The organism is Phytoactinopolyspora endophytica (assembly GCF_004138495.1).
Classification (GTDB): domain Bacteria; phylum Actinomycetota; class Actinomycetes; order Jiangellales; family Jiangellaceae; genus Phytoactinopolyspora; species Phytoactinopolyspora endophytica.
In genome coordinates this window covers 107,155-126,494 of the sequence record NZ_ML142868.1, presented here as the reverse complement: position 1 = coordinate 126,494, position 19,340 = coordinate 107,155, and the positions used below count along the sequence as shown (strand labels likewise).

Annotated in this window: 15 protein-coding genes; 11 read left to right on the top strand and 4 right to left on the bottom strand. The window is 67.1% G+C overall.

Annotation, left to right across the window (positions count from 1 at the left end):
• From ELR45_RS28850 to ELR45_RS28805, 9 genes are all read left to right on the top strand, one after another.
• Positions 1 to 2,539 (top strand): beta-glucosidase (locus ELR45_RS28850; protein ID WP_205857471.1); only part of this gene is annotated, 2,539 nt, incomplete at its 5' end.
• A gap of 92 nt (positions 2,540 to 2,631) precedes the next feature.
• On the top strand, positions 2,632 to 4,239 hold the full coding sequence (locus ELR45_RS28845; RefSeq protein ID WP_129669377.1) for an ABC transporter substrate-binding protein: 1,608 nt from the start codon (positions 2,632 to 2,634) through the stop codon (positions 4,237 to 4,239).
• 12 nt (positions 4,240 to 4,251) lie between these two features.
• On the top strand, positions 4,252 to 5,229 hold the full coding sequence (locus ELR45_RS28840; protein ID WP_205857470.1) for an ABC transporter permease: 978 nt from the start codon (positions 4,252 to 4,254) through the stop codon (positions 5,227 to 5,229).
• A gap of 2 nt (positions 5,230 to 5,231) precedes the next feature.
• Positions 5,232 to 6,143: an ABC transporter permease gene (locus ELR45_RS28835; protein WP_129669376.1), complete on the top strand. Its 912-nt coding sequence runs from the start codon at positions 5,232 to 5,234 to the stop codon at positions 6,141 to 6,143.
• Between the two features lie 53 nt (positions 6,144 to 6,196).
• Positions 6,197 to 8,341 carry a dipeptide ABC transporter ATP-binding protein gene (locus tag ELR45_RS28830; protein WP_129669375.1) on the top strand — a complete coding sequence of 715 codons (2,145 nt, stop codon included), beginning with the start codon at positions 6,197 to 6,199 and terminating at the stop codon, positions 8,339 to 8,341.
• 88 nt (positions 8,342 to 8,429) lie between these two features.
• A complete protein-coding gene (locus tag ELR45_RS28825) occupies positions 8,430 to 9,134 on the top strand; it encodes an alpha/beta fold hydrolase (RefSeq protein ID WP_129669374.1) in 705 nt (234 codons plus the stop codon).
• On the top strand, positions 9,134 to 10,759 hold the full coding sequence (locus ELR45_RS28820) for an arylsulfatase (protein ID WP_129669373.1): 1,626 nt from the start codon (positions 9,134 to 9,136) through the stop codon (positions 10,757 to 10,759). Before ELR45_RS28825 ends, ELR45_RS28820 begins: the two co-directional genes overlap by 1 nt.
• Positions 10,760 to 11,245: 486 nt before the next feature.
• On the top strand, positions 11,246 to 11,455 hold the full coding sequence (locus tag ELR45_RS28810; RefSeq protein WP_129669371.1) for a hypothetical protein: 210 nt from the start codon (positions 11,246 to 11,248) through the stop codon (positions 11,453 to 11,455).
• Between the two features lie 30 nt (positions 11,456 to 11,485).
• Positions 11,486 to 12,889 carry an aldehyde dehydrogenase family protein gene (locus ELR45_RS28805; protein ID WP_129669370.1) on the top strand — a complete coding sequence of 468 codons (1,404 nt, stop codon included), beginning with the start codon at positions 11,486 to 11,488 and terminating at the stop codon, positions 12,887 to 12,889.
• A gap of 120 nt (positions 12,890 to 13,009) precedes the next feature.
• Here the strand turns inward: ELR45_RS28805 and ELR45_RS28800 are convergent, their stop codons facing one another.
• Complete coding sequence (locus ELR45_RS28800; RefSeq protein ID WP_129669394.1) at positions 13,010 to 14,257, bottom strand: ATP-binding protein; 1,248 nt, start codon at positions 14,255 to 14,257, stop codon at positions 13,010 to 13,012.
• Between the two features lie 212 nt (positions 14,258 to 14,469).
• On the opposite strand from ELR45_RS28800, the gene ELR45_RS35970 reads away from it, so the two are divergent.
• A complete protein-coding gene (locus ELR45_RS35970) occupies positions 14,470 to 14,622 on the top strand; it encodes a hypothetical protein (protein WP_165368197.1) in 153 nt (50 codons plus the stop codon).
• On the opposite strand, the gene ELR45_RS28795 is transcribed toward ELR45_RS35970, so the two are convergent.
• Complete coding sequence (locus ELR45_RS28795; protein WP_129669369.1) at positions 14,619 to 15,497, bottom strand: helix-turn-helix transcriptional regulator; 879 nt, start codon at positions 15,495 to 15,497, stop codon at positions 14,619 to 14,621. The two genes, ELR45_RS35970 and ELR45_RS28795, sit on opposite strands and share 4 nt — an antisense overlap.
• 129 nt (positions 15,498 to 15,626) lie before the next feature.
• On the opposite strand from ELR45_RS28795, the gene ELR45_RS39495 reads away from it, so the two are divergent.
• Positions 15,627 to 16,226 (top strand): putative quinol monooxygenase, encoded by a 600-nt coding sequence (locus ELR45_RS39495; protein WP_240760219.1) that lies wholly within the window; start codon positions 15,627 to 15,629, stop codon positions 16,224 to 16,226.
• A 71-nt stretch (positions 16,227 to 16,297) separates the two neighbouring features.
• On the opposite strand, the gene ELR45_RS28780 is transcribed toward ELR45_RS39495, so the two are convergent.
• Positions 16,298 to 18,244: a GAP1-N2 domain-containing protein gene (locus ELR45_RS28780; RefSeq protein WP_129669368.1), complete on the bottom strand. Its 1,947-nt coding sequence runs from the start codon at positions 18,242 to 18,244 to the stop codon at positions 16,298 to 16,300.
• Positions 18,241 to 19,077 carry a TRAFAC clade GTPase domain-containing protein gene (locus ELR45_RS28775; RefSeq protein WP_129669367.1) on the bottom strand — a complete coding sequence of 279 codons (837 nt, stop codon included), beginning with the start codon at positions 19,075 to 19,077 and terminating at the stop codon, positions 18,241 to 18,243. The genes ELR45_RS28780 and ELR45_RS28775 overlap by 4 nt, the downstream gene beginning before the upstream one ends.
• Positions 19,078 to 19,340 lie beyond the last annotated feature (263 nt).

Genomic DNA, 19,340 nt, shown 5'->3' with positions numbered 1-19,340 from the left:
CGACCCCCGCGAAGAGCAGCTCGATGCGTTGATCGGCAAGCTCGACCTCGCACAGAAGGTCCGGCTCCTGACCGGGGGGAGCTTCTGGTCGACGCATTCAGAGCCGGCGATCGGGCTGAGCGAGATGGCCCTGGCCGACGGACCGTCCGGCGTGCGTGGCGTCGTGTGGGACGACGGGGATCCGTCGGCGTGCCTGCCATCGCCTACGGCGATCGCGGCGAGCTGGGATGTCGAACGTGCTGAGCGGACAGGGCGGGCGCTCGCAGCCGAGGCCCGGCGCAAGGGCGTGCACGTCGTGCTGGCACCCACGGTGAACCTGCACCGCAGCCCGCTCGGTGGCCGTCACTTCGAGTGCTGGTCGGAGGACCCGCTGCTCACCGCGCACATGGCGGCAGGAGTGGTGCGAAGCCTGCAGGACGACGGCGTGGCGGCGACGGTCAAGCACTACGTCGCGAACGATGCCGAGACCGACCGGCGCAACGTGGACGTCCGGGCGGATGAGCGGACGCTGCGCGAGGTGTACCTGGCGCCGTTCGAGTACCTCGTCCGCAGCGCCGGCGTCTGGATGGCGATGGCCGCCTACAACTCCGTGAACGGCACCACGATGACCGAGCACGACTTGCTGAATGATCCCCTGCGCAGCGAGTGGGGCTTCGACGGCGCGATCGTCTCCGACTGGCGGGCCACCCGCTCCACCGTGGCGGCCGGACAAGCAGGGCTGGACCTCGCCATGCCCGGGCCCGACGGCCCCTGGGGAGCCGCCCTTGAGAAGGCCGTGCGTGCCGGTGCCGTAGACGAGGCGGACATCGACGCCAAGGTCCGCAACCTGCTGCGTCTTGCCGCCCGGGTCGGTGCACTGGCGCCGATCGACGGCGGCCCACCCACAGACGAGGTGGTGGCTCCGGCGCTCGCTCCGACCGTGACCGCGGATGGCGCGGAGCTTCGTGGCGCCGCGCGCGACGGGATGGTGCTGATCCGCAACGAAGGCCCGCTCCTGCCGGTGGACACGCCGTCGTTGCGGAAGGTCGCCGTCATCGGTGAGCTCGCCGCGCATCCACGCGTCCAGGGCGGAGGAAGCGCACAGGTCCGGCCCCGGTACACGGTGTCGATCCTGGATGGTGTGCGAACCGCGCTCGACGGCATAGCCGAGGTCAGCCACGTCGACGGCTGTCACCTGGATGACGGGTTGCCGGAGGTTCCAGCCGATCGGATGCCTGGGCCGGACGATGCCCCGCCGGTGCGGGTCCGATGGCTGCGTGCGGACAGAACGCTCATCGAAGAGGAGCGCCGGACGTCCACCAATCTGGTGCGGTGGGCGACGGATGTGCCGGCAGGCGCAGCGGCAGTCGAGTTGAGCGCTACATTCGTGCCCGACCGAGCCGGGAGCTGGGACGTAGGCTTCATCGGCGCCGGCACGTCCGCCTTCTCCGTCGGCGGGAAGACCGTACATGACGGGGAGGTGGTGTCCGGGAAGGTCGACGCGGCCATGCAGATGCTCGGGCCGCCGCACTGGAGCGCCACCGTCGACCTCGACCACGACCAGCCGATCGAGCTTGTTCTGCGGCATGAGATCGGCGGGCTCGGCGTGTCCATCGGGCTCGGTGTGCGACCACCGCGTCGCTCGCCCGCGTCTGAGCTGGAAGCCGCCGCTGAGGCCGCACGCGGTGCTGATCTGGCCGTCGTCGTGGTCGGCACCAGCGAGCAGGTGGAGAGCGAAGGCTACGACCGGCATGACCTTCGTCTGCCGGGCCGTCAAGACGAGCTGGTCCGGCGGGTGGCCGCGGAGAACCCGCGTACCGTCGTCGTGGTCAATTCGGGTGCGCCGGTGGAGCTGCCCTGGCGGGAGGACGTAGCGGCGATCCTGTTGGGCTGGTTCGGCGGCCAGGAGATGGGCAACGCGGTAGCAGACATCCTGCTCGGCGTCGCCGAGCCAGGCGGTCGGTTACCGACGACGTGGCCGGGCCGGCTGGAGGACGTTCCGGTCTCCAACACCACGCCCGTGGACGGAGAGCTCGCGTACGACGAGGGCATCCATATCGGCTACCGAGCCTGGCTGCGCGGAGGCGGCGAACCCGCCTATCCCTTCGGGCATGGCCTCGGCTATACCACCTGGGAGCTGACCGAGGTCCGTGCGCCGGCCGAGATTACGGCCCCAACGCCGGCCGAGCCGGGACGGGACTCAACAGGTCCTTCGGCGCCGGCCATCGACAGCGCGGCCGGTGTCGTGACCGTCGGTGTCCGCAACACCGGCCAGCGGCCCGGCAAACAGGTGGTCCAGGTCTACCTGGCCCGGCCGTCGTCGGCGGTCGACCGCCCAGTGCGATGGCTCGCCGGATTCGCGGTGGCGCGAGCCGGGGCGGGGGAGACGGCGACCGCCGAGGTCACGTTGCCCCGGCGGGCATTCGAGCACTGGGACACCGAGCACCATACGTGGGCCGTCGAACCGGGACGCTTCGATGTCCTCGTCGGCTTCTCCGCAACAGACATACACCGCACAACCTCGGTCGACGTGCATGTGCACGCACCGGCCGACGCATAGACAACACCGTCGGATCGAACAGACCGCAGTAACCCCTGTCGACCGCGCGGGCCGAGGTGCGCCGCGCGACAAGCGAGTGAGGTGGTCCACAGATGTACCCAACAGGACAGGTCAGAGTGACAGGTCGAGTGCGAGGGAACTCGCTCTCGCGACGCGCCTTCCTCGGCGCGGTATCGGCCATGGGATTGGCCGCCGTCTCCGGCTGCCGCTCGGCCGTGGACGAGGCAGAGGACACGGACGACGACGCGGCCGCTGAAGGCGGCGGGAACCCGGAAAGCGGCGGCACCCTCGTGACGTCGGTGGTGGCGGAGCCGGTACCAGGCGCCTACAACACCGGACGGCCGGGCAACATCTTCTGGTGCCGCAGCGTGCTGGAGACCCTGACGCTTGTCGATGACAGCTACGAGGTGGTTCCGGTCTTGGCGACCGAGTGGGAGTTCCAGGAGGAGAACACCCGGCTCGTGCTGACGCTGCGGGAAGGCGTCACGTATCACTCCGGGCGCGACTTCACGTCGGAGGACGTCGTGTTCGCCTTCGAACACGCGAAGGAGGGCGGCGGCCTGTCGGAGATGGCCGGCGTGATCAGCGATTGGGAGATGGAGGCGACAGGCGACTACGAGATCGTCATCAGCTCGCCTACGCCGCTGCAGGAGGTGGCCTTCGACGTCCTCGACACCCTGCCGATGATCGACCGCGAGAGTTACGAGGGCTTGGAAGATGGGTCCGATGTCGTGGGGACCGGGCCGTTCGTCTGGTCCGAGTACACCGCGGGAAGCGAGCTCATACTCACCCGCAACGACTCGTACTGGGACCCGGAGCTGCCGTATCTGGACTCCGTCGAGATCACGGTGATCAGCGATTCCACGGCGCAGCTGTCGGCGCTCCGCTCGGGCCGCACACAGATGAGCGGCGGCATGACCACCCAGGACATGCTGACAATCGTCGACGACGAGAACTTCGACCTCATCGAGAATCACGGCCTGATCTACGCGTTCGGCTTCGACGTGACGACACCGCCGTTCGACGACGTGCAGGTCCGGCAAGCTGTCGCGTACGCCATCGACCGGGAACGGATCGCCGAGCAGGTTCTGGGCGGAGTGGCGAACACCACGAGCTTGCCGTGGGTCGACAGCGCGACCGGTTACCCAGCGGATCTGGCCAACACGTACACCTATGACCCGGACCGGGCCCGGCAGATGATCGAGGACGCCGGTGCGACCGGGGCGGCGGTGAAGGTCGCGATCCACGCGCAGCCCGCCCCGCGCGGCATCTACCAGATCGTGGCCCGTGACCTCGAGGCGGTGGGTTTGAACCTCTCGGTCGAGGAGCTTTCCATCCCAGATTTCGCGCCGCGCCGGGCCGCCAGCGACCTCGGGCAGATGTTCCACATCTGGAGCGCGACGGCGGGGCAGGCGCCCGCGCTGATGGTGAACTCGCTCCCCGAACTGCGGGCCGAGGGAAACACCGGGCAGTACGACGATGACGAGTACAAGCGATTGGTCCAGGAGCTCGTCAACAGCCCCGACGACGAGACCACGACCGCGGCGCTGCAAGCCCTGTCGGAGCATCTGCTCGACACGGCGTTCCTGCTCCCGTTCATCATAGCGCCGGCCACGAGCGTGCGCGCCGACGCGCTGAAGGACCAGTTGATCGGCAAGTACGGCCGGTCGTTCCGGGCTGCCTACTTAGAGGGTGCCTGATGGATCCACGGTGTGCTGCACGACCTCTGGACGGGTGAGATCATGATCCGCTTCTTGTTACGACGCGCGCCGTCGGTCCTGCTGGTGATCGCGGCCACGAGCGTGATCGCGTTTCTGTTGCCGCGGCTGGCGCCCGGGGATGCGGCGGCCGCGGCGGCGGGTCCGGAGGCGACGACGGAGCAGATCGAGGCGATGCGCGTCGAGATGGGCCTGGACCGGCCGCTGGTGGAGCAGTACTTCAGCTGGATCGGCGGACTGCTCACCGGTGACCTGGGACAGTCGCTACAGTTCAACCGGCCGGTGTCGGAGCTGATCGGGGACCGGATCGGTAGCACGCTGGAGCTGACGATCGCGGCGATGCTGATTCTGACGGTGGTTGGCATCGGGGTGGGTGTCTTCGGCGGCTCGGCCCGGTCGCGGCTGTCCCGGCTCACCGCGGACGCGACGAATACGCTGCTGTTGGCGACGCCACCGTTCCTGGCCGGGCTGTTACTGATCATCGTCCTCGGTGTCGCCTTACCAGTGCTGCCGATCAGTGGCGAGGTCGCCGTGCTGGATGATCCGGTGATCGGGCTGCAGTACCTGCTCCTGCCGGCGGTGGCGCTGGCGGTGCCGATGTCCGCCGGGGTGGCCCGGTTGGTGCAGTCGTCGATGCACAACGTCTGGCAGCAGGATTTCGTGGATTTGGCGGTGGCCAAGGGTGTACCGCGGCGGCGGATCAGCATCCGGCACGTGGTGCGCAACAGCCTCGGACCGGCCGTGGTGGCGCTCGGCATGCGGTTCGGTGACATGCTCGCCGGCGCCGTCGTCATCGAGATGATCTTCGCCCGGAACGGCATCGGGCAGCTGGCCGTGACCGGCGTGCAGAACGCGGACTACAACCTCGTGCAGGTGATCATCGTCGGTGCCGTCCTGATCGCCGTGCTGATGCAGCTGATGACCGAGATCGCCCTCGCTGGCCTGGACCCGCGAGTCCGGTTGGGAGCATGACGATGGCTACGAACACGACAACCGTGAACGGACCGGCGAACGGTGCGGGGAACGTGGGTGCCGTCCCACGTCCATCCGCCCGGCGATCCGGTGGCGGCGCGTGGCAACGGTATGTCTCGGCGCTGAAACGTCCCCGCGGAGCTGTCGGGGCGGGTTTGCTCGCGCTGCTCATCCTAGCTGCCGTGCTGGCGCCGGTGCTCTTCCCGGACGGCTACGACGACCAGAGCAGCGGCGCCCTGGCCGGGCCCTCGGCCGGTCATTGGCTCGGGACCGACGAACTGGGGCGGGACATCTTGGCGCGGACCGTGTTCGGTCTGCGCACGGATATCAGCCTGCTGCTGACTGCGGTGCCGCTGAGCGCGGCCATCGGCACGCTCATGGGTCTGGCCGGGGTGATCGCGCGCTGGCTGGGCACCGGGATGCAGCGGCTGCTCGACATCATCCTCGGCTTTCCCGGGCTGATCCTGGGTATGACGATCGTCCTGGTGGTCGGCACCGGGTGGCTGGCATTGTTCTTGTCGATCCTGGTGGTCGGGTTGCCGATGTTCGGGCGGCAGGCCCGGGCCGGGCTGCTGGCGGAGCAGGAACGGGAGTATGTGCTGGCCGCCAGGGTACTGGGTGTGCGCAAGCGGACCGTCATGGTCCGCCACGTGCTTCCGAACATCATCGATCCGATCGTGGTGAACGCGTCGGTGTTCATGGTGGTCGCGATCTTCATCGAAGCCGGGCTGAGCATCGTGGGCCTCGGCATCGAGCCACCGGTGCCGTCGCTCGGTGCGATGCTCAATACCGGCGCCCGCTATGTCGAGGTGCATCCGGCCTACATCATCGGGCCCGGTCTCGTCCTGCTCCTGCTCGCCCTGGGCTTCACCCTGCTGTCCGACGCGTTGAACAAGGCGGTGCTTCGCCGGTGAACATACTCCCGAAGACTGCGGCACACACTGCCGCGACAAGTGCGGAGAACGATATGCGTACAGGGCACGAGACGAGCCCGCTTCTCCAGGTGCATGGGCTGCGCACCGAGTTCGTCACGGAAACCGGCATAGTCCGAGCCGTCAACGACGTCGATCTGACACTGCACACCGGCAAGGTGCTCGGCGTGGTCGGGGAGTCCGGATCGGGGAAGTCGGTCACCGCCCGCTCGATCATGCGCATGGTGCACTCGCCGGGCCGGATCGTCGCCGGTGAGATCCTCTTCAACGGGCGCGACCTGCGCGGGCTGACCACGGACGAGATGCGCCATATCCGCGGCAGCGAGATCGCGATGGTGTTCCAGGACCCGCAGTCCGCGCTGAACCCGGTCATGTCGGTCGGCGACCAGATCGCCGAGGCGCTGATCGTGCACGGCTCGGACAAGCGGACGGCTCGCCGGCGCGCGTTGGAGCTGCTCGAGCAGGTGGGCATCCCGGATGCCGAACGGCGCGTCGACGAGTATCCGCACCAGTTCTCCGGCGGGATGCGGCAGCGTGTGGTGATCGCCATCGCGCTGGCCAGCTCCCCGAAACTGCTGATCGCCGACGAACCGACCACCGCTCTGGACGTGACGATCCAGGCGCAGATCCTGCGGCTGCTCGCCCGGCTCAAGGATGACGTCGGTGTCGCCGTGTTGATGATCACGCATGACATGGGCGTGGTGGCGGAGACGTGCGACGACGTCGCTGTGATGTACGGGGGCCGGGTCGTGGAGCACGGGCCTGCCGAGGTGATCTTCGCCCGCCAGGAGCACCCGTACACCGCTGACCTGCTCAAGGCGATGCCTCGGATCGACGAGAACGGAGACGGCCGACGCTCGCAGGGCCTGCCGGCGATCCCCGGCGCGCCCCCGGACCCGGCCGCCTTGCCGCCCGGATGCGCGTTCCATCCCCGATGCCGTCTGGCCGAGGACCAATGTCGGTCGGACGTCCCCGAGCTGAGTCCGCGAGAGAACGGCTTGCGGGCCGCGGCCTGCTGGATCACCGAACGCGGCGACACGATCCCACCGCTCGAGCCGGCTGACCACACAGGTCGGACCACCGCGTCGGGTGGCCGGGTGACCGGCATCGCCGTCCATCCGGACGAGGACACACGAGGAGCCGGATCCGACACATCCGACTCCACCGGTGCGTTGCAGGATCTCCTCGTCGTGGACGACCTGCGCGTCAACGTGGCAGCGGATCGGCGGAGCCTGTTCGGCCGGCCAGACCCGGTGTACGCGGTCGACGGGGTCAGCCTCTCCGTGGCCGGCGGCGAGACACTGGGACTGGTCGGCGAGTCCGGATGCGGGAAGTCGACGCTGGCCCGGACCGTCGTCGGGATCAACCGACCGTCGTCCGGCAGCATCCGGGTCGGGGCCGGTCTGGTCGACGCCTCGTCACCCGGCGGTATACAGGCCTTGCAGTCCACCGTGCAGTACGTGTTCCAGGACCCGTACGCCTCGCTCAACCCGCGCCGCACCGTCCGCCAGTCACTCGACGAGGCACTCGAGATGCGCGGCGTGCCCCGCTCGGAGCGCGCCGGAGAGTCGATCGAGCTGATCCGCCGGGTAGGGCTGAACGAGGGCCACCTCGATCGCTACCCGCACGCGTTCTCCGGCGGGCAGCGGCAGCGCATCGGCATCGCCCGGGCGCTTGCCGTCGAGCCGCGCGTGCTCATCTGCGACGAACCCGTCTCCGCGCTGGATGTGTCGATCCAGGCACAGATCATCAACCTGCTGGAGACGCTCCGCGACGACCTCGGGCTCGGGTACCTGTTCATCGCCCACGATCTCTCCGTCGTCCGGCATCTCTCCGACCGGGTAGCGGTCATGTACCTGGGACAGATCGTGGAGACCGGACCGGTCGAGGCGGTGTACTCCTCGCCGCAGCACCCGTACACCGTCGCCTTGATGTCGTCGTCGCCGGTACCGGACACGGCCGTGCGGGACCGGGAACGGATCGTACTCACCGGTGACCTGCCCAGCCCCAAGGATCCGCCTTCGGGCTGCCGGTTCCGCACTCGGTGCCCCATCGGGCCGCTCGTGCATCCCGAGCGTCAGATCTGCGTCGAGAAGGAACCGGCTTTGAACACGACGCCGGCCGGCCAGCGCGCTGCCTGTCACTTCGCCGGCGAGATGGTGCTCGCGCCGGCTTCTTGAGTGTGAGTTCCGCTGTGTGTCGTGAATTCGCGTTGAAACGCAACTCACGCTCAACAAGCCCGGATTGTGACTAGGGATAGGAGACCGGATGCGACTGCATACCCGTACCTGGGGCGAGGGGGAACGGACCACCGTACTGGTCCACGGCATCATGTCCGACTCACGCACCTGGCAGGTCGTCGCACCGAGGATCGCCGAGCGTGGATACCGGGTGGTTGGCGTCGACCTTCGCGGGCACGGGCGCAGCGGCCGTGGCCGCTACTCGCCACAGGACTGGGCCGATGACCTGGTCGAGACACTGCCATCCGGCCCGGACGTCGCGATCGGCCATTCGCTCGGCGCGGTGGCGCTCGCGCTGGCAGTGGACCGCCTACGCCCGGGTCGCGCGGCTTACGTCGATCCCGCCTGGTTCGCCGGCGGTGGTAATGGTGACGTCAGCGCTGACCGGTACGAGCGGTTCAGGAGGTTCAAGGACGCGACGCGTGATCAGATCGTGCAGGTTCACCCCCGCTGGGACACGGAAGATGTCGATGTGGAGCTGGCGACGTTGCGCGACTGGGACCCGGACACCGTAGACGGTGCTTCTCTGATCTCCGGTGCTGACCTCGCACCGTCGCAGCCGTTGGCGCCGTCGTTGGTGCTGATCGCGGGGGAGAGCCCTTACTACCGCCAGGAAGCGGTCACCGAGATGAGGCAGCGGGGCCTCGAGACTCGGGTTGTCCCTGATGTCGGCCACACGATCCATCGTGATGACCCAGACGCGTTTCTCGACTCCCTGCAGGGATGGGTCTGATGCGCAGCCGCACGAACGACGAGCGTCCGAACGTGGTGCTGGTCCTGGCCGACGACATGGGCTACTCGGATCTCGGCTGCTACGGCAGCGAGATCGATACGCCCCACCTGGATGCATTGGCCCGGGGCGGGATCCGCATGACGCATTTCACGACGACCGCGCGGTGCAGCCCGTCACGGGCGTCGCTGCTGACCGGCCTGCATCCGCACCAGGCCGGGATCGGCGTGCTGACCGGCGACGACGGCCCGGGCGGGTATCCGGGGAGCCTGAACGACCGGTGTGTCACCATCGCCGAGGTTCTGGGAGCGGCAGGCTACGCGACATACATGAGCGGCAAGTGGCACGTCTCCCACGAGGAGAGCCGGCCGGGCGGGGCATGGCCGACCCGTCGTGGGTTTCAGCGCTTCTTCGGAACGTTGAACGGGGGTGGCAACTACTTCTCTCCCGCCGGGCTGCACCGTGATGAGCAGGACGTCTCCGACGAGGCGCGCGAGGATCCGGATTTCTACTACACCGACGCCATCACTGAGAACGCTGTGGCGTTCCTCCGCGAGCACTCCGTCGCGGAGGGCGAGCGGCCGTTCTTCTGTTACGTGGCCTACACGGCTCCGCATTTCCCGCTGCAAGCGAGGGACGCAGACATCGCACGGTACGCCGGGCGGTACCGCGAGGGTTGGGACGTGATCCGGGAGCGGCGCTTCGCGAAGCAGCGCAAGCTGGGCGTCGTCAGCGAGCAGGCGGAGCTGAGCCCGCGGGATCCGCAGGTGCCGGCGTGGGAGGACGCCGAGGACCGGGACTGGGAGCAGCGGCGGATGGAGGTGTACGCGGCCATGGTGGAGGTCATGGACCGTGGCATCGGGCGGATCGTCGACGAGCTGCGCGCGACCGGTGAGCTCGACAACACCGTGTTCGTGTTCCTCTCCGACAACGGAGGCTGCGCGGAGGAGGTGCCACCCCGGCTCGGCGCCGACGTCCACCTGCCCGGCCCCAAGGTCATCCCGACGGCCACCACAGACGGTCGCGACGTGTATGTCGGACGGCACCCGGAGCACATGCCGGGCAGTGAGGACACATTCATGTTCTGCGGCCCGCCGTGGGCGAATGTGTCCAATACGCCGTTTCGCTTCCACAAGCGCTGGACGCACGAGGGCGGGGTCGCGTCACCGTTCATCGTGCACTGGCCGCGCGGCTTGGGGGAGAGCGCAGGGACGGTCTGCGATGCCCCGCACTACCTACCGGACGTGATGCCGACGTTGCTGGAGATCACCGGCGCGCAGTACCCGCACGAGTTCCCGAGCCGGGATCCGCTGCCGTTGGAGGGCATGAGCATGCTCAGTTCCCTGCGCGGCGCGCCGCGCGACGACGAGCGTTGCCAGTTCTATGAGCATCTGGGCAACGCGGCGGTGCGGCGCGGGCGGTGGAAGCTGGTCCGCGAGTATCCCGCCGACTGGGAGCTCTACGACACGGACTCGGACCCGACGGAGCTGCACGACGTCGCTGAGGAGCACCCGGAGCTGGTGCGCGAGCTGGCCCACGAGTGGGCGGCATGGTCCGCGCGCTGCGGCGTCGTGCCGCGCGAACGCATCCTGGAGCTCACCCGCTGGGGTCTGGCCACCGGACGTTGACGAGGATCAGTGCTCGGCGACGTTCACCGCGGGCTCGGCGGGGGCGACGTCCGGGAGGCCGTAGGCGTCCATGATCTGCCGGTACGTGCCGTTCGCGGACAGCTCGTCGAGTGCTTCCGGCGAGGTCGTCCGGGACGAGCCCGCTCAGCGAAGCGTCCGTCTCCGCAGTCGGTTCGGACTCAGGGCTGGAACCTTCGGTCGCCCGGGTCGTCGGTTCCACCGAGAGCTCGGCTGTGGCGGCCGGCGGCGTCGTCGTCGGGTCGTCGGCTTCGGGTGTGTCATCGCCGGACGAGCAAGCGGTCAGAGCGAGAAGGACGGCGCCTGGGACGGCGACGCCGGGGAGCAGATGCGGCATGGGCCTTCCAGAATGGCCGGAGTCAATGAACCTGTCAGACATCCGGAGTGTATCCATGATCGCGGGCCAGGAGGCTCGCGGCTACCGCGTCAACGCGCGGGAGGCGACACCGGCACCACAGCGCGACGAAAGTGAGCGGAAAGTGTGGGTTCGCGGGCAAACGAGTGCGGATCGAGCGTTGGCTGGTCGACGAGACGCACAACAACTACAACTACGACGGCACGACCGAGTTCGTCCGCGCTGAGGACTCGATATCCGATGGGCCGGTGTCAGAGGTGGTACGGACTGAGCTCCTCACGAAGAACGCTGTGGGTCTCATGCTGGTCACGCCAGTCGACTGACGTCGACGGTGCGGTGTCATCATGGCCCCTATGGCGGGCGAAGACGGCGACGGCGAGGGTGCAGCTGCGACCGTATCCAGGTTGCGGGATGTGTACGACGGCGGGCTGACGCGGCCGCTGGCTTGGCGCAGTGCCCAGCTGCGCGCGCTGGTCCGGATGCTCACGGACGAGTCGCCGCTGCGCGAGCTGGAGGACGCACTCCGCGAGGATCTCGGCAAACCGGCGCCCGAATCGCAACTCACCGAGTTCCGCGTGGTGGTCGCGGAGGTCAACCACACGCTGCGAAACCTGCGTCGATGGCTGCGGCCGCGCCGTCGCCGGCTGCCGGTGGCGCTGTGGCCCGCTCGTGGCTGGACGGTGCGAGAGCCGCTCGGCGTGGTGCTGGTCATCTCGCCGTGGAACTATCCGGTGCAGCTCGCACTGGCGCCTCTGGCGGGAGCGATCGCCAGCGGCAACACCGTGCTGCTCAAACCGAGCGAGCTGGCTCCGGCCACCAGCGCCGTGCTGGCCAGGCTGTTGCCGCGGTATCTCGACCCTCGTGCGGTCGCCGTCGTCGAGGGTGGGCCGGACGAGGCCTCCGACCTGCTCAGGCAGCGCTTCGACCACATCTTCTTCACCGGCAGAGGCCGCGTCGGGCGGATCGTCGCCGAGGCGGCATCGAAACACCTGACGCCCGTGACGCTGGAGCTGGGTGGCAAGTCCCCGGTATGGGTGGACGGCACGGCGGACATGAGGTCCACGGCCGACCGCATCGCGTGGGGCAAGTTCCTGAACGCCGGCCAGAGCTGTGTCGCGCCTGACTACGTACTCGCCACACCAGACGTCGCCGACGCCCTGGTGCCGGCGTTGCGGCGGTCTATCACCCGGCTCTACGGCGACGACCCGTCGGCCAGCCCGGACTATGGACGCATCCTCTCCGAGCGACACCTCGATCGGTTGGCCCAGATGCTCGAGTCGGCCACGGTCGTCGTCGGGGGAAGGCTGGACCGGGCCAGCCGCTACCTGGAGCCGACCGTACTCGACCAGGTGACCAGCGGCGACGCCGCCATGCAAGAGGAGATCTTCGGTCCGATCCTGCCCATCATGCGGGTGTCCGGCGTCGATGAGGCGATCGATGTCGTGAGGTCGGGTGACAAACCGCTCGCCCTCTATGTGTTCAGCGAGGATCGCTCGGTGCGTCAGGCGTTCGCCCGCAGAACGTCGTCAGGTGCCCTGGGTGTGAATGTCCCGGTCGCTCACCTGGCGGCACCCGAGCTGCCCTTCGGCGGGGTGGGGGAGAGCGGCACCGGCCGCTACCACGGTGAAAGCTCGATCCGGACGTTCAGCCACGAACGCGCCGTGCTGTCGAAGTCCCTCCTGCCGGACACCATGCGTACGGTCTACCCACCGTACGGAAGGCTCGCCGACTTCGTCGCCCGGCGCCTGATGAAGTGATCACCAAACGAGCTGCGCGGTGATCATGACTGGGTACGTCGAATGCGGTTGAGAAGGGGCTCCGGTGGACTCGGTGACCGCGCGTCCGGGACACAGCCGGTCGGCCGCTCGGTACGTCGCTTATCGGGGCGCAGATAGCTCCCATAGTGCGCTGATGGGGATGGCACGGAAACGTGGTCCGAAGGGGAGCGTCTGTTGGCCAGTGTAGAAAACTACCCCTGCGATGAGGTCATCTCCGAGACGGTCGGCGAGGTGTCGGAGCCCGCGGAAGTCGTCCGATCTGACAGTGGACGCCGCTTTGACATCGATGGCGACGACCTGGTTGCGACGGTTCTCGAGGACGATGTCGACTTCAAGCTTGTCCTTGGTGCGGTAGTGGTACATCTCGGCGCGGTGCTGGGACCACGTCAGTTGTCGTGCGATCTCCATTGCGACGAAGCCTTCAAGTAGCGGACCCAGGGGACTGGCGGGCTGGCGCAGGCTGTGATCGTCGAAACCGAGAAGATTGGCGGCGATAGCGGAGTCGACCATCGCGACCTTCGCGGTCGCGACGGCACGTGTACTGAGGTTTCGGGACCATGCCGGGATTCGCTTGATCAGGAAGACTTCTTCGAGCAAGCCGAGGTAGTGCTTGATGGTTGGCCAGGTTAGGTCAAGTTCGTTTCCTAGCGCGCCCGGGACGAGGAGTTGGCCAGATCGAGCTGCGAGGAGGCGGGTCAGGGCTCGCATCTCAGGCCCGCGCTCGATCTCGGAGAGTTGGATGACGTCGCGATTGATCAGGTCGGATACGTACGCGTCCAGGAATCGTTCTCGTCGGCGAGGTGTCCGGGCGATGCCTTCCGGAAAGCCGCCACGCGTGAGGCGTTGGATGTAGCCGTCCCGATCCTCTTCGGACGTATGGTGCAGTTCGGTTCCCAGTTCGAAGATCGCGTCTACGAAGCCATCAGGTTTGTTGTCGATCTCTCCTTGCGAGAGAGGCCAGAGTTCGATTGTCTCTATGCGTCCCGGCAGGGCGTCCGGCACGCTACGGAGGCTGAGTACCCGGGCAGAGCCGGTAAGGAGGAATCGACCGGGACGAGGATCGGCGTCGACGGTCTCCTTGATCGCAAGTAGGAGTTCAGGTACTCGCTGGATTTCATCGATCACCATGGGGTCGTCGCTCATGACGAATTCCGTGGGGTCGTATGTCGCGGCTTGGCGAGTGGCGGTTCGGTCGAGGCTGCGCCACTCGGCGCCGCGCGCGTTGCCGAGCTGGGTGACCAAGGTGCTCTTCCCGCATTGTCGCGCACCGTTGACGAGCACAACCCGAGTGTCGTCGAGGGCTTCCTCCACTGAGGCGGTGGCCCTGCGTGGAAGGATGCGGCCCATGGGCGACTGGGGAAGGTGTGCCATGACGTTAGTATGACACGCCGACGCTTTGATTTGGCCGCTACTCTCTCTTTGATTTGGCCGCTACTCACGCCTTGATCTGGCCGCCCTTTTCGCCTTGATTTAGACGCTATCGAGGCTTTGATCTGGTCGCTACACTGTCCCTTGATCTCTACGGCCGTCGCCGTGGATCGGAACGGGGTAGCGGGCTGGTGGGAATCTCACCGTCGGCGCAGGACCTTGCGGAGCTCGCGGTTGTCGGCTACGTGGACGGCAGGGACTTCCATGGCGACGGACTTGAACAGTTCTCCCGGGCTGCTTCCACACCCGGCAAGTGGGCGTCCGGCCAACGCCCAGGGCACTAGCCGACCGTGGCGGGAGCATCGATGGTCGAGCTGGGCGTGTTCACGGCAGCCGACAGCGAAGCGAGCAGCTGGAGCGCGGTTTCGGCATCCGATCCCGGCTCGGCCACATATGAGATGAGCGCTTGGTCGGGAAGATCCGGCAGCCTGAATGTCTCGTAGCCCAGTGTGACCGTTCCGACCAGTGGATGCCGGAGGGTCTTGGTCCCATGAGTCTTCTCTCGAACCGTGTGGTCGGCCCACATCCGGCGAAAGGTCTCATTCTTGACCGACAGCTCTCCGACCAGCGTGGCCAACGCGGTGTCCTCGGTGTGGCGTCCTGCGCTGAGCCGAAGGTAGGACACTAGGTCACGGGCTTTGCCGGTCCAATCGGTGAAGATCTCCGTGGTGGACTCGTCGAGAAAGACCAGGCGAGCCCAGTTGCGTTCCGTGGCGGGCAGCGAATCGAAGTCGGCGAACAGGAGGGAAGCCGGCCGATTCCAGGCCAGTACGTCGGTCCGGTGATTGATGATGTACGCGGGAGTCGTGCTCATCGCCTCGAGGAGATGCCGGAGCTGCGGACGCACCCGCTGAGGTCGTGCAGCCCGGCGCCGCGAGTGGGTCGGCTTGGCGAGGTTGTACAGGTGCGTGCGCTCGTCGTCGTCAAGGCGTAACGCCCGAGCGAGGGCGTCCAGCACGGCTTCAGATACGTTACGCGCCCGCCCCTGCTCGAGGCGGACGTAGTAGTCGACGCTGACACCTGCGAGCTGGGCAAGCTCGCTCCGGCGCAACCCGGGCACCCGTCGCCGTTCACCGAAGTCGGGGATACCGACGTCGTCTGGGCGAAGGCGCGCTCGCCGCGATCGCAGGAAACCGTCGACGTCTTCAGCCTTGTTCATTCACCCAGTATCGGCGGTCCGTGTCCGTGCTGGGTGGTACTGCTGTGACCAGTCTTCGCAGAGCCCTGGGTAACCGCCGTTCGGGCATGAAGACTCGACATCACCAGCTCCTACAACGAGAGAGTGTTGATGTACCACATCGCCGTATCCTTTACCGTCCCGGACGAGCGCCGCGAGGAGTTCATCGCCGCCGCTCTGGAAGACGGCCGCAACTCCGCCGCAGACGAGCCGGGAACCCGACGGTTCGAGTTGATCTGCGACGCTGACGACCCGAATCGTTTCTACCTGAACGAGGCTTACGACAACGAAGCCGCCTTCAACGCGCACGCCGAGGGTCCTCATTTCGCCAGGTTCTTCTCGTTGATCGAGGGTTTCGCCGACGGCCCCGGGTGGCTCATCAAGGGGACCAGGATCGAGGACCCCAGGGTCATCGCCCCCGTCGCTCTGATTGCCAGCTTCCGGGCCAAGCCTGGGCAGGAGAGTCGCTTGCGGGAGGAATTGGAAGCGATGGTGGAACCGTCGCTGGCAGAGGATGGTTGCCTGGAGTATCGCCCATACGTGGATCCGGCGCATCCAGATGCCATGGTAATCATTGAAACGTGGGCCAGCAGCGAGGCGTTGAAGGAACATTTCGCCACGCCGCACTTCAAGGGTGTCGCCGCTGTGCTCGACGACATCTTGGCCGAGCCGTTCACGTTGCACTATCTCAACGTGGACAGCGAGGCATGAAGGGCCGCCTCGCAGCGTCCCCGGCCGGTGGATGACTCTGCACGGAGCTCGGAGAGCAGTTCGCGGAGGGCTCATTCGTTGAGCGACATCCACCATCGTTCGGCACGGTCACCTGCGTTGCGCGCAAGCATGGCGGCCTGATGACGGTCCGGGTCGTTCAGGCGAAGCGCCGCCTGCACCGCTAGCTTTTGCCACGCGTGATTCTTCAAACGGGGGTGCCGGTGAGCCACGATTCCACCCCGGGTCAGTTCGAGGCGCTTTTCGCCGACCATCTTGATGACGAATGCGATATAGGGCAACGGAGACAGGTGTCCGCTGCGATCAGCGAGCTTCAGCAGTTCACCCGCCAGCTGGTCATCCGTGAAGTGGCGTAGATGCTGGAGGCCGGCGACGACGCCGCTGATGCACTCCTGCCCGGCGGGGACCGCCGGCAGCACCGCGAGCGCCAGTTCGGCGAGCAGGCCGCGCCGATGGCGATCGGCGATCGTGGCCACTGCATCGACTGCATAGCGCAACTCGTGCTCGCCGGCGGACGTGGAGCGTGCCTGGACGCCTCCCAGAAGTCCGCCGACGACGGCGAGCAGGTCCGTGGATCTCGGTCCGCCGGCATCCGTGAGCACGGTGACGACGGCGGATGACAACGGCGCCGTCGGCTGTCGCCGCTCCAGTGCTGGTTTGATGGCGCCGAGCACCACGTCGGATGCAATGAGATCCCAGCGCTCATCCGATGGCTGTATCCGTTCGAATATCCACGCGAGTTGCACGGGCCTTCGCGCTGGTTCCCATACCCGGAGCGCAGCCTGGGTCAGCAAGATCCGGTCGTCTTCGGAGAAGCCCTCGATGGTGGCGAGGACGACATGTCTGACCGTCGTGGCGGTCTGCCCATTCAGCGCCCGGATCAGCGGCTCGGAGGTGGGTAGCGCCTGCGCCGTTGCCGGGCCCAGACCGGCGACGTCGCGCAGCCGTTCCAGGACAGGCCGTACAGGAGCGGATGCTGTCGTCAGCCGTGTCGCCAAAGCACGAGCTCGCCACGTCACCGGCAGCGTACGGTCGTCCGCGATGTGCAACAGGTCCGGGGGATCGCTGTCCAGCAGAGCCGCGATCACCTGTTCGTCAACCTGCCGTCCGGCGGCGGAGCGCAGGAGGTTGAGCCGGTCGGCGATGTTCAGCCTGCGGGATACGGGGTGCAGATCGGAGCGTCGGTTCTCGATCGAAGGCAGTGAAGCGGCGAGTCTGTCGACGGCTCCGTCGGAGCCGTCAGCCGTGGCAGCTGCCAGGAGGATCCGGGTGACGTCTTGGTGGTCCGAGCGATCCGACACGAGGATGCGGCCGGCCGAGGTTGTCTTCGTCGCCGGAATCGTTCCATGAACGAGTGCGCCATGCGGCGGATTCTGAGACGGGTGCATCCCGACCAGATGGAAGGCGTCCGCGTGCTGCGGTGTCTCGTACGTGGAGAACTGCAGATCGTCGAGGAGCCCGGGAAGCCGGCGACAGGTTGACGCCACACACGCCACAATGTTGGCGGGAGGTTCATAGATGACAGCACAGCTCATGCCGCGGGTGTGTAGCAGTGTGGTCACGAACGACTCGAGCTGCGCCTGACCAGCCGGATGGACGGGTGTGGCGGAGATGTCGGCCAGCTCGATCGGGCCGAAGGAGGACGGCGCCGGGCCTCCGCTCCACCAGAATGGCGAGGCGAACCGTTCGGCCAGCTCGTGCACCGGTAACGCGTGGCGTTCACCGACCACGATATGGGCGAAGAAGTTTCCGGGTCGACCGGTGGGGTCGCTTCCGAGATAGCCGCGCCGGAACAACCACCGAGTCGGCCCTTCGGTCCACCAGCCGTACGAGATGGGGGCTTCTTCGGGGCTTTCCAGCGCGGTGGGCGGGTGGTATCGGCACAGTCGTAGGGTCTGCTCCGCGAGCCAACCACGTGGTTCGGCGAGCTCGCCGGTGGCGGCGACGGCCCGGAAGCTGCCGTCCTGCCAGGTGAACAGCAGTTGGTCGAGCCGGCTCACGCGGCGGGCTCGGTCAGCGCGGGAATGCGGAATAGCACGGTCGCCAGCGGATCGATGCAACGCTGCGGACTGAGCCCACTGACCTCGCCGTTGCTGGGGTTCGTACCCAACGGAGCCACGGCGTGAAACGAGACTAAGCCGGGGTCGACCAGACGCTGCGCGTTGAGCAGATCCCACTCCGCCAGCCCTTGCAGTGCCCGGACTACGGTCTGCTCGAGATCTGCGAGGTCCTGATTCCAGTCATCCGCGTCGTGTCGATCTGGTGGTTCGACGAGAAAGCGACCGATCTCCGGCAGGGCATCGGCAACCAAGTCGGATTTCGACAGCGTGACCGCGATGGGTGTACGGCGCCCGGGCTCCAGTTCCTCGATGCAGGCCCGGAAGAGTGGACCCTGGGGATGATCCAGGTGATCCGCACCGAGTACGCCTCGCTCTGTCCATGGACGGCCGTCAGGCCGGTCCAGACAGACTGGATCGACCAGGAAAATGATCGCGTCTGCGCGGCGGATGAACCCGCCGAAGCGACGCCGCTTGCTCATGTCCATCAACATCTCACCGGCGATGTCGTGAAAGAACAGCAGCGCAGGCTCCGCTCCCTCGTACTGGACCCGGCACACCATCGGTTTCCGCGTGACATCCTCGTCGACCTGGGTCGGCGGCAGGACTTCCTTCTTGCGGAACAGTCGGCGGTAGTACTGCAGCCGGTAGGTCTCAACCGACTGCTCGTCCAGGCTGAACTGCTCGAAGCCGAAGCGGGCAAGGCGCTGCTCGCGCCAGGCCTGCTGAAGAGTGACGGTCAGATAGCAGGACTTGCCCGCACCGACGGTACCCACGATCGGGAGGATAAAGATCCGACCCGTGTCGATCTCGGCGGGTAGCGGGGTCCTGCACCTTTCATTTGTGCACAGGCGGGCCGGACTGTCTTCGAACTCGGCCACGTCGGTGGGAAGTGGCAGCGCAAACGCTGCACGCAATGATTCACGTGCCCGTACCATCGGCCCGCGAGAGGCACGGTGCGAGGAGAACATAGGCGCATCAGCGACTACCGGCCAGTCACCGATCCAGGCCAGCGGTTCCGTACCCGACGCAGGCCGAT

Bases quoted from the DNA above. Each gene is read 5' to 3' on its own strand.
- ELR45_RS28845 (WP_129669377.1), top strand. From the start codon at position 2,632: ATGTACCCAACAGGACAGGTCAGAGTGACAGGTCGAGTGCGAGGGAAC.
- ELR45_RS28835 (WP_129669376.1), top strand. From the start codon at position 5,232: ATGGCTACGAACACGACAACCGTGAACGGACCGGCGAACGGTGCGGGG.
- ELR45_RS28830 (WP_129669375.1), top strand. From the start codon at position 6,197: ATGCGTACAGGGCACGAGACGAGCCCGCTTCTCCAGGTGCATGGGCTG.
- ELR45_RS28825 (WP_129669374.1), top strand. From the start codon at position 8,430: ATGCGACTGCATACCCGTACCTGGGGCGAGGGGGAACGGACCACCGTA.
- ELR45_RS28820 (WP_129669373.1), top strand. From the start codon at position 9,134: ATGCGCAGCCGCACGAACGACGAGCGTCCGAACGTGGTGCTGGTCCTG.
- ELR45_RS28805 (WP_129669370.1), top strand. From the start codon at position 11,486: ATGGCGGGCGAAGACGGCGACGGCGAGGGTGCAGCTGCGACCGTATCC.
- ELR45_RS28800 (WP_129669394.1), bottom strand. From the start codon at position 14,257: ATGGGCCGCATCCTTCCACGCAGGGCCACCGCCTCAGTGGAGGAAGCC.
- ELR45_RS28795 (WP_129669369.1), bottom strand. From the start codon at position 15,497: ATGAACAAGGCTGAAGACGTCGACGGTTTCCTGCGATCGCGGCGAGCG.
- ELR45_RS39495 (WP_240760219.1), top strand. From the start codon at position 15,627: ATGTACCACATCGCCGTATCCTTTACCGTCCCGGACGAGCGCCGCGAG.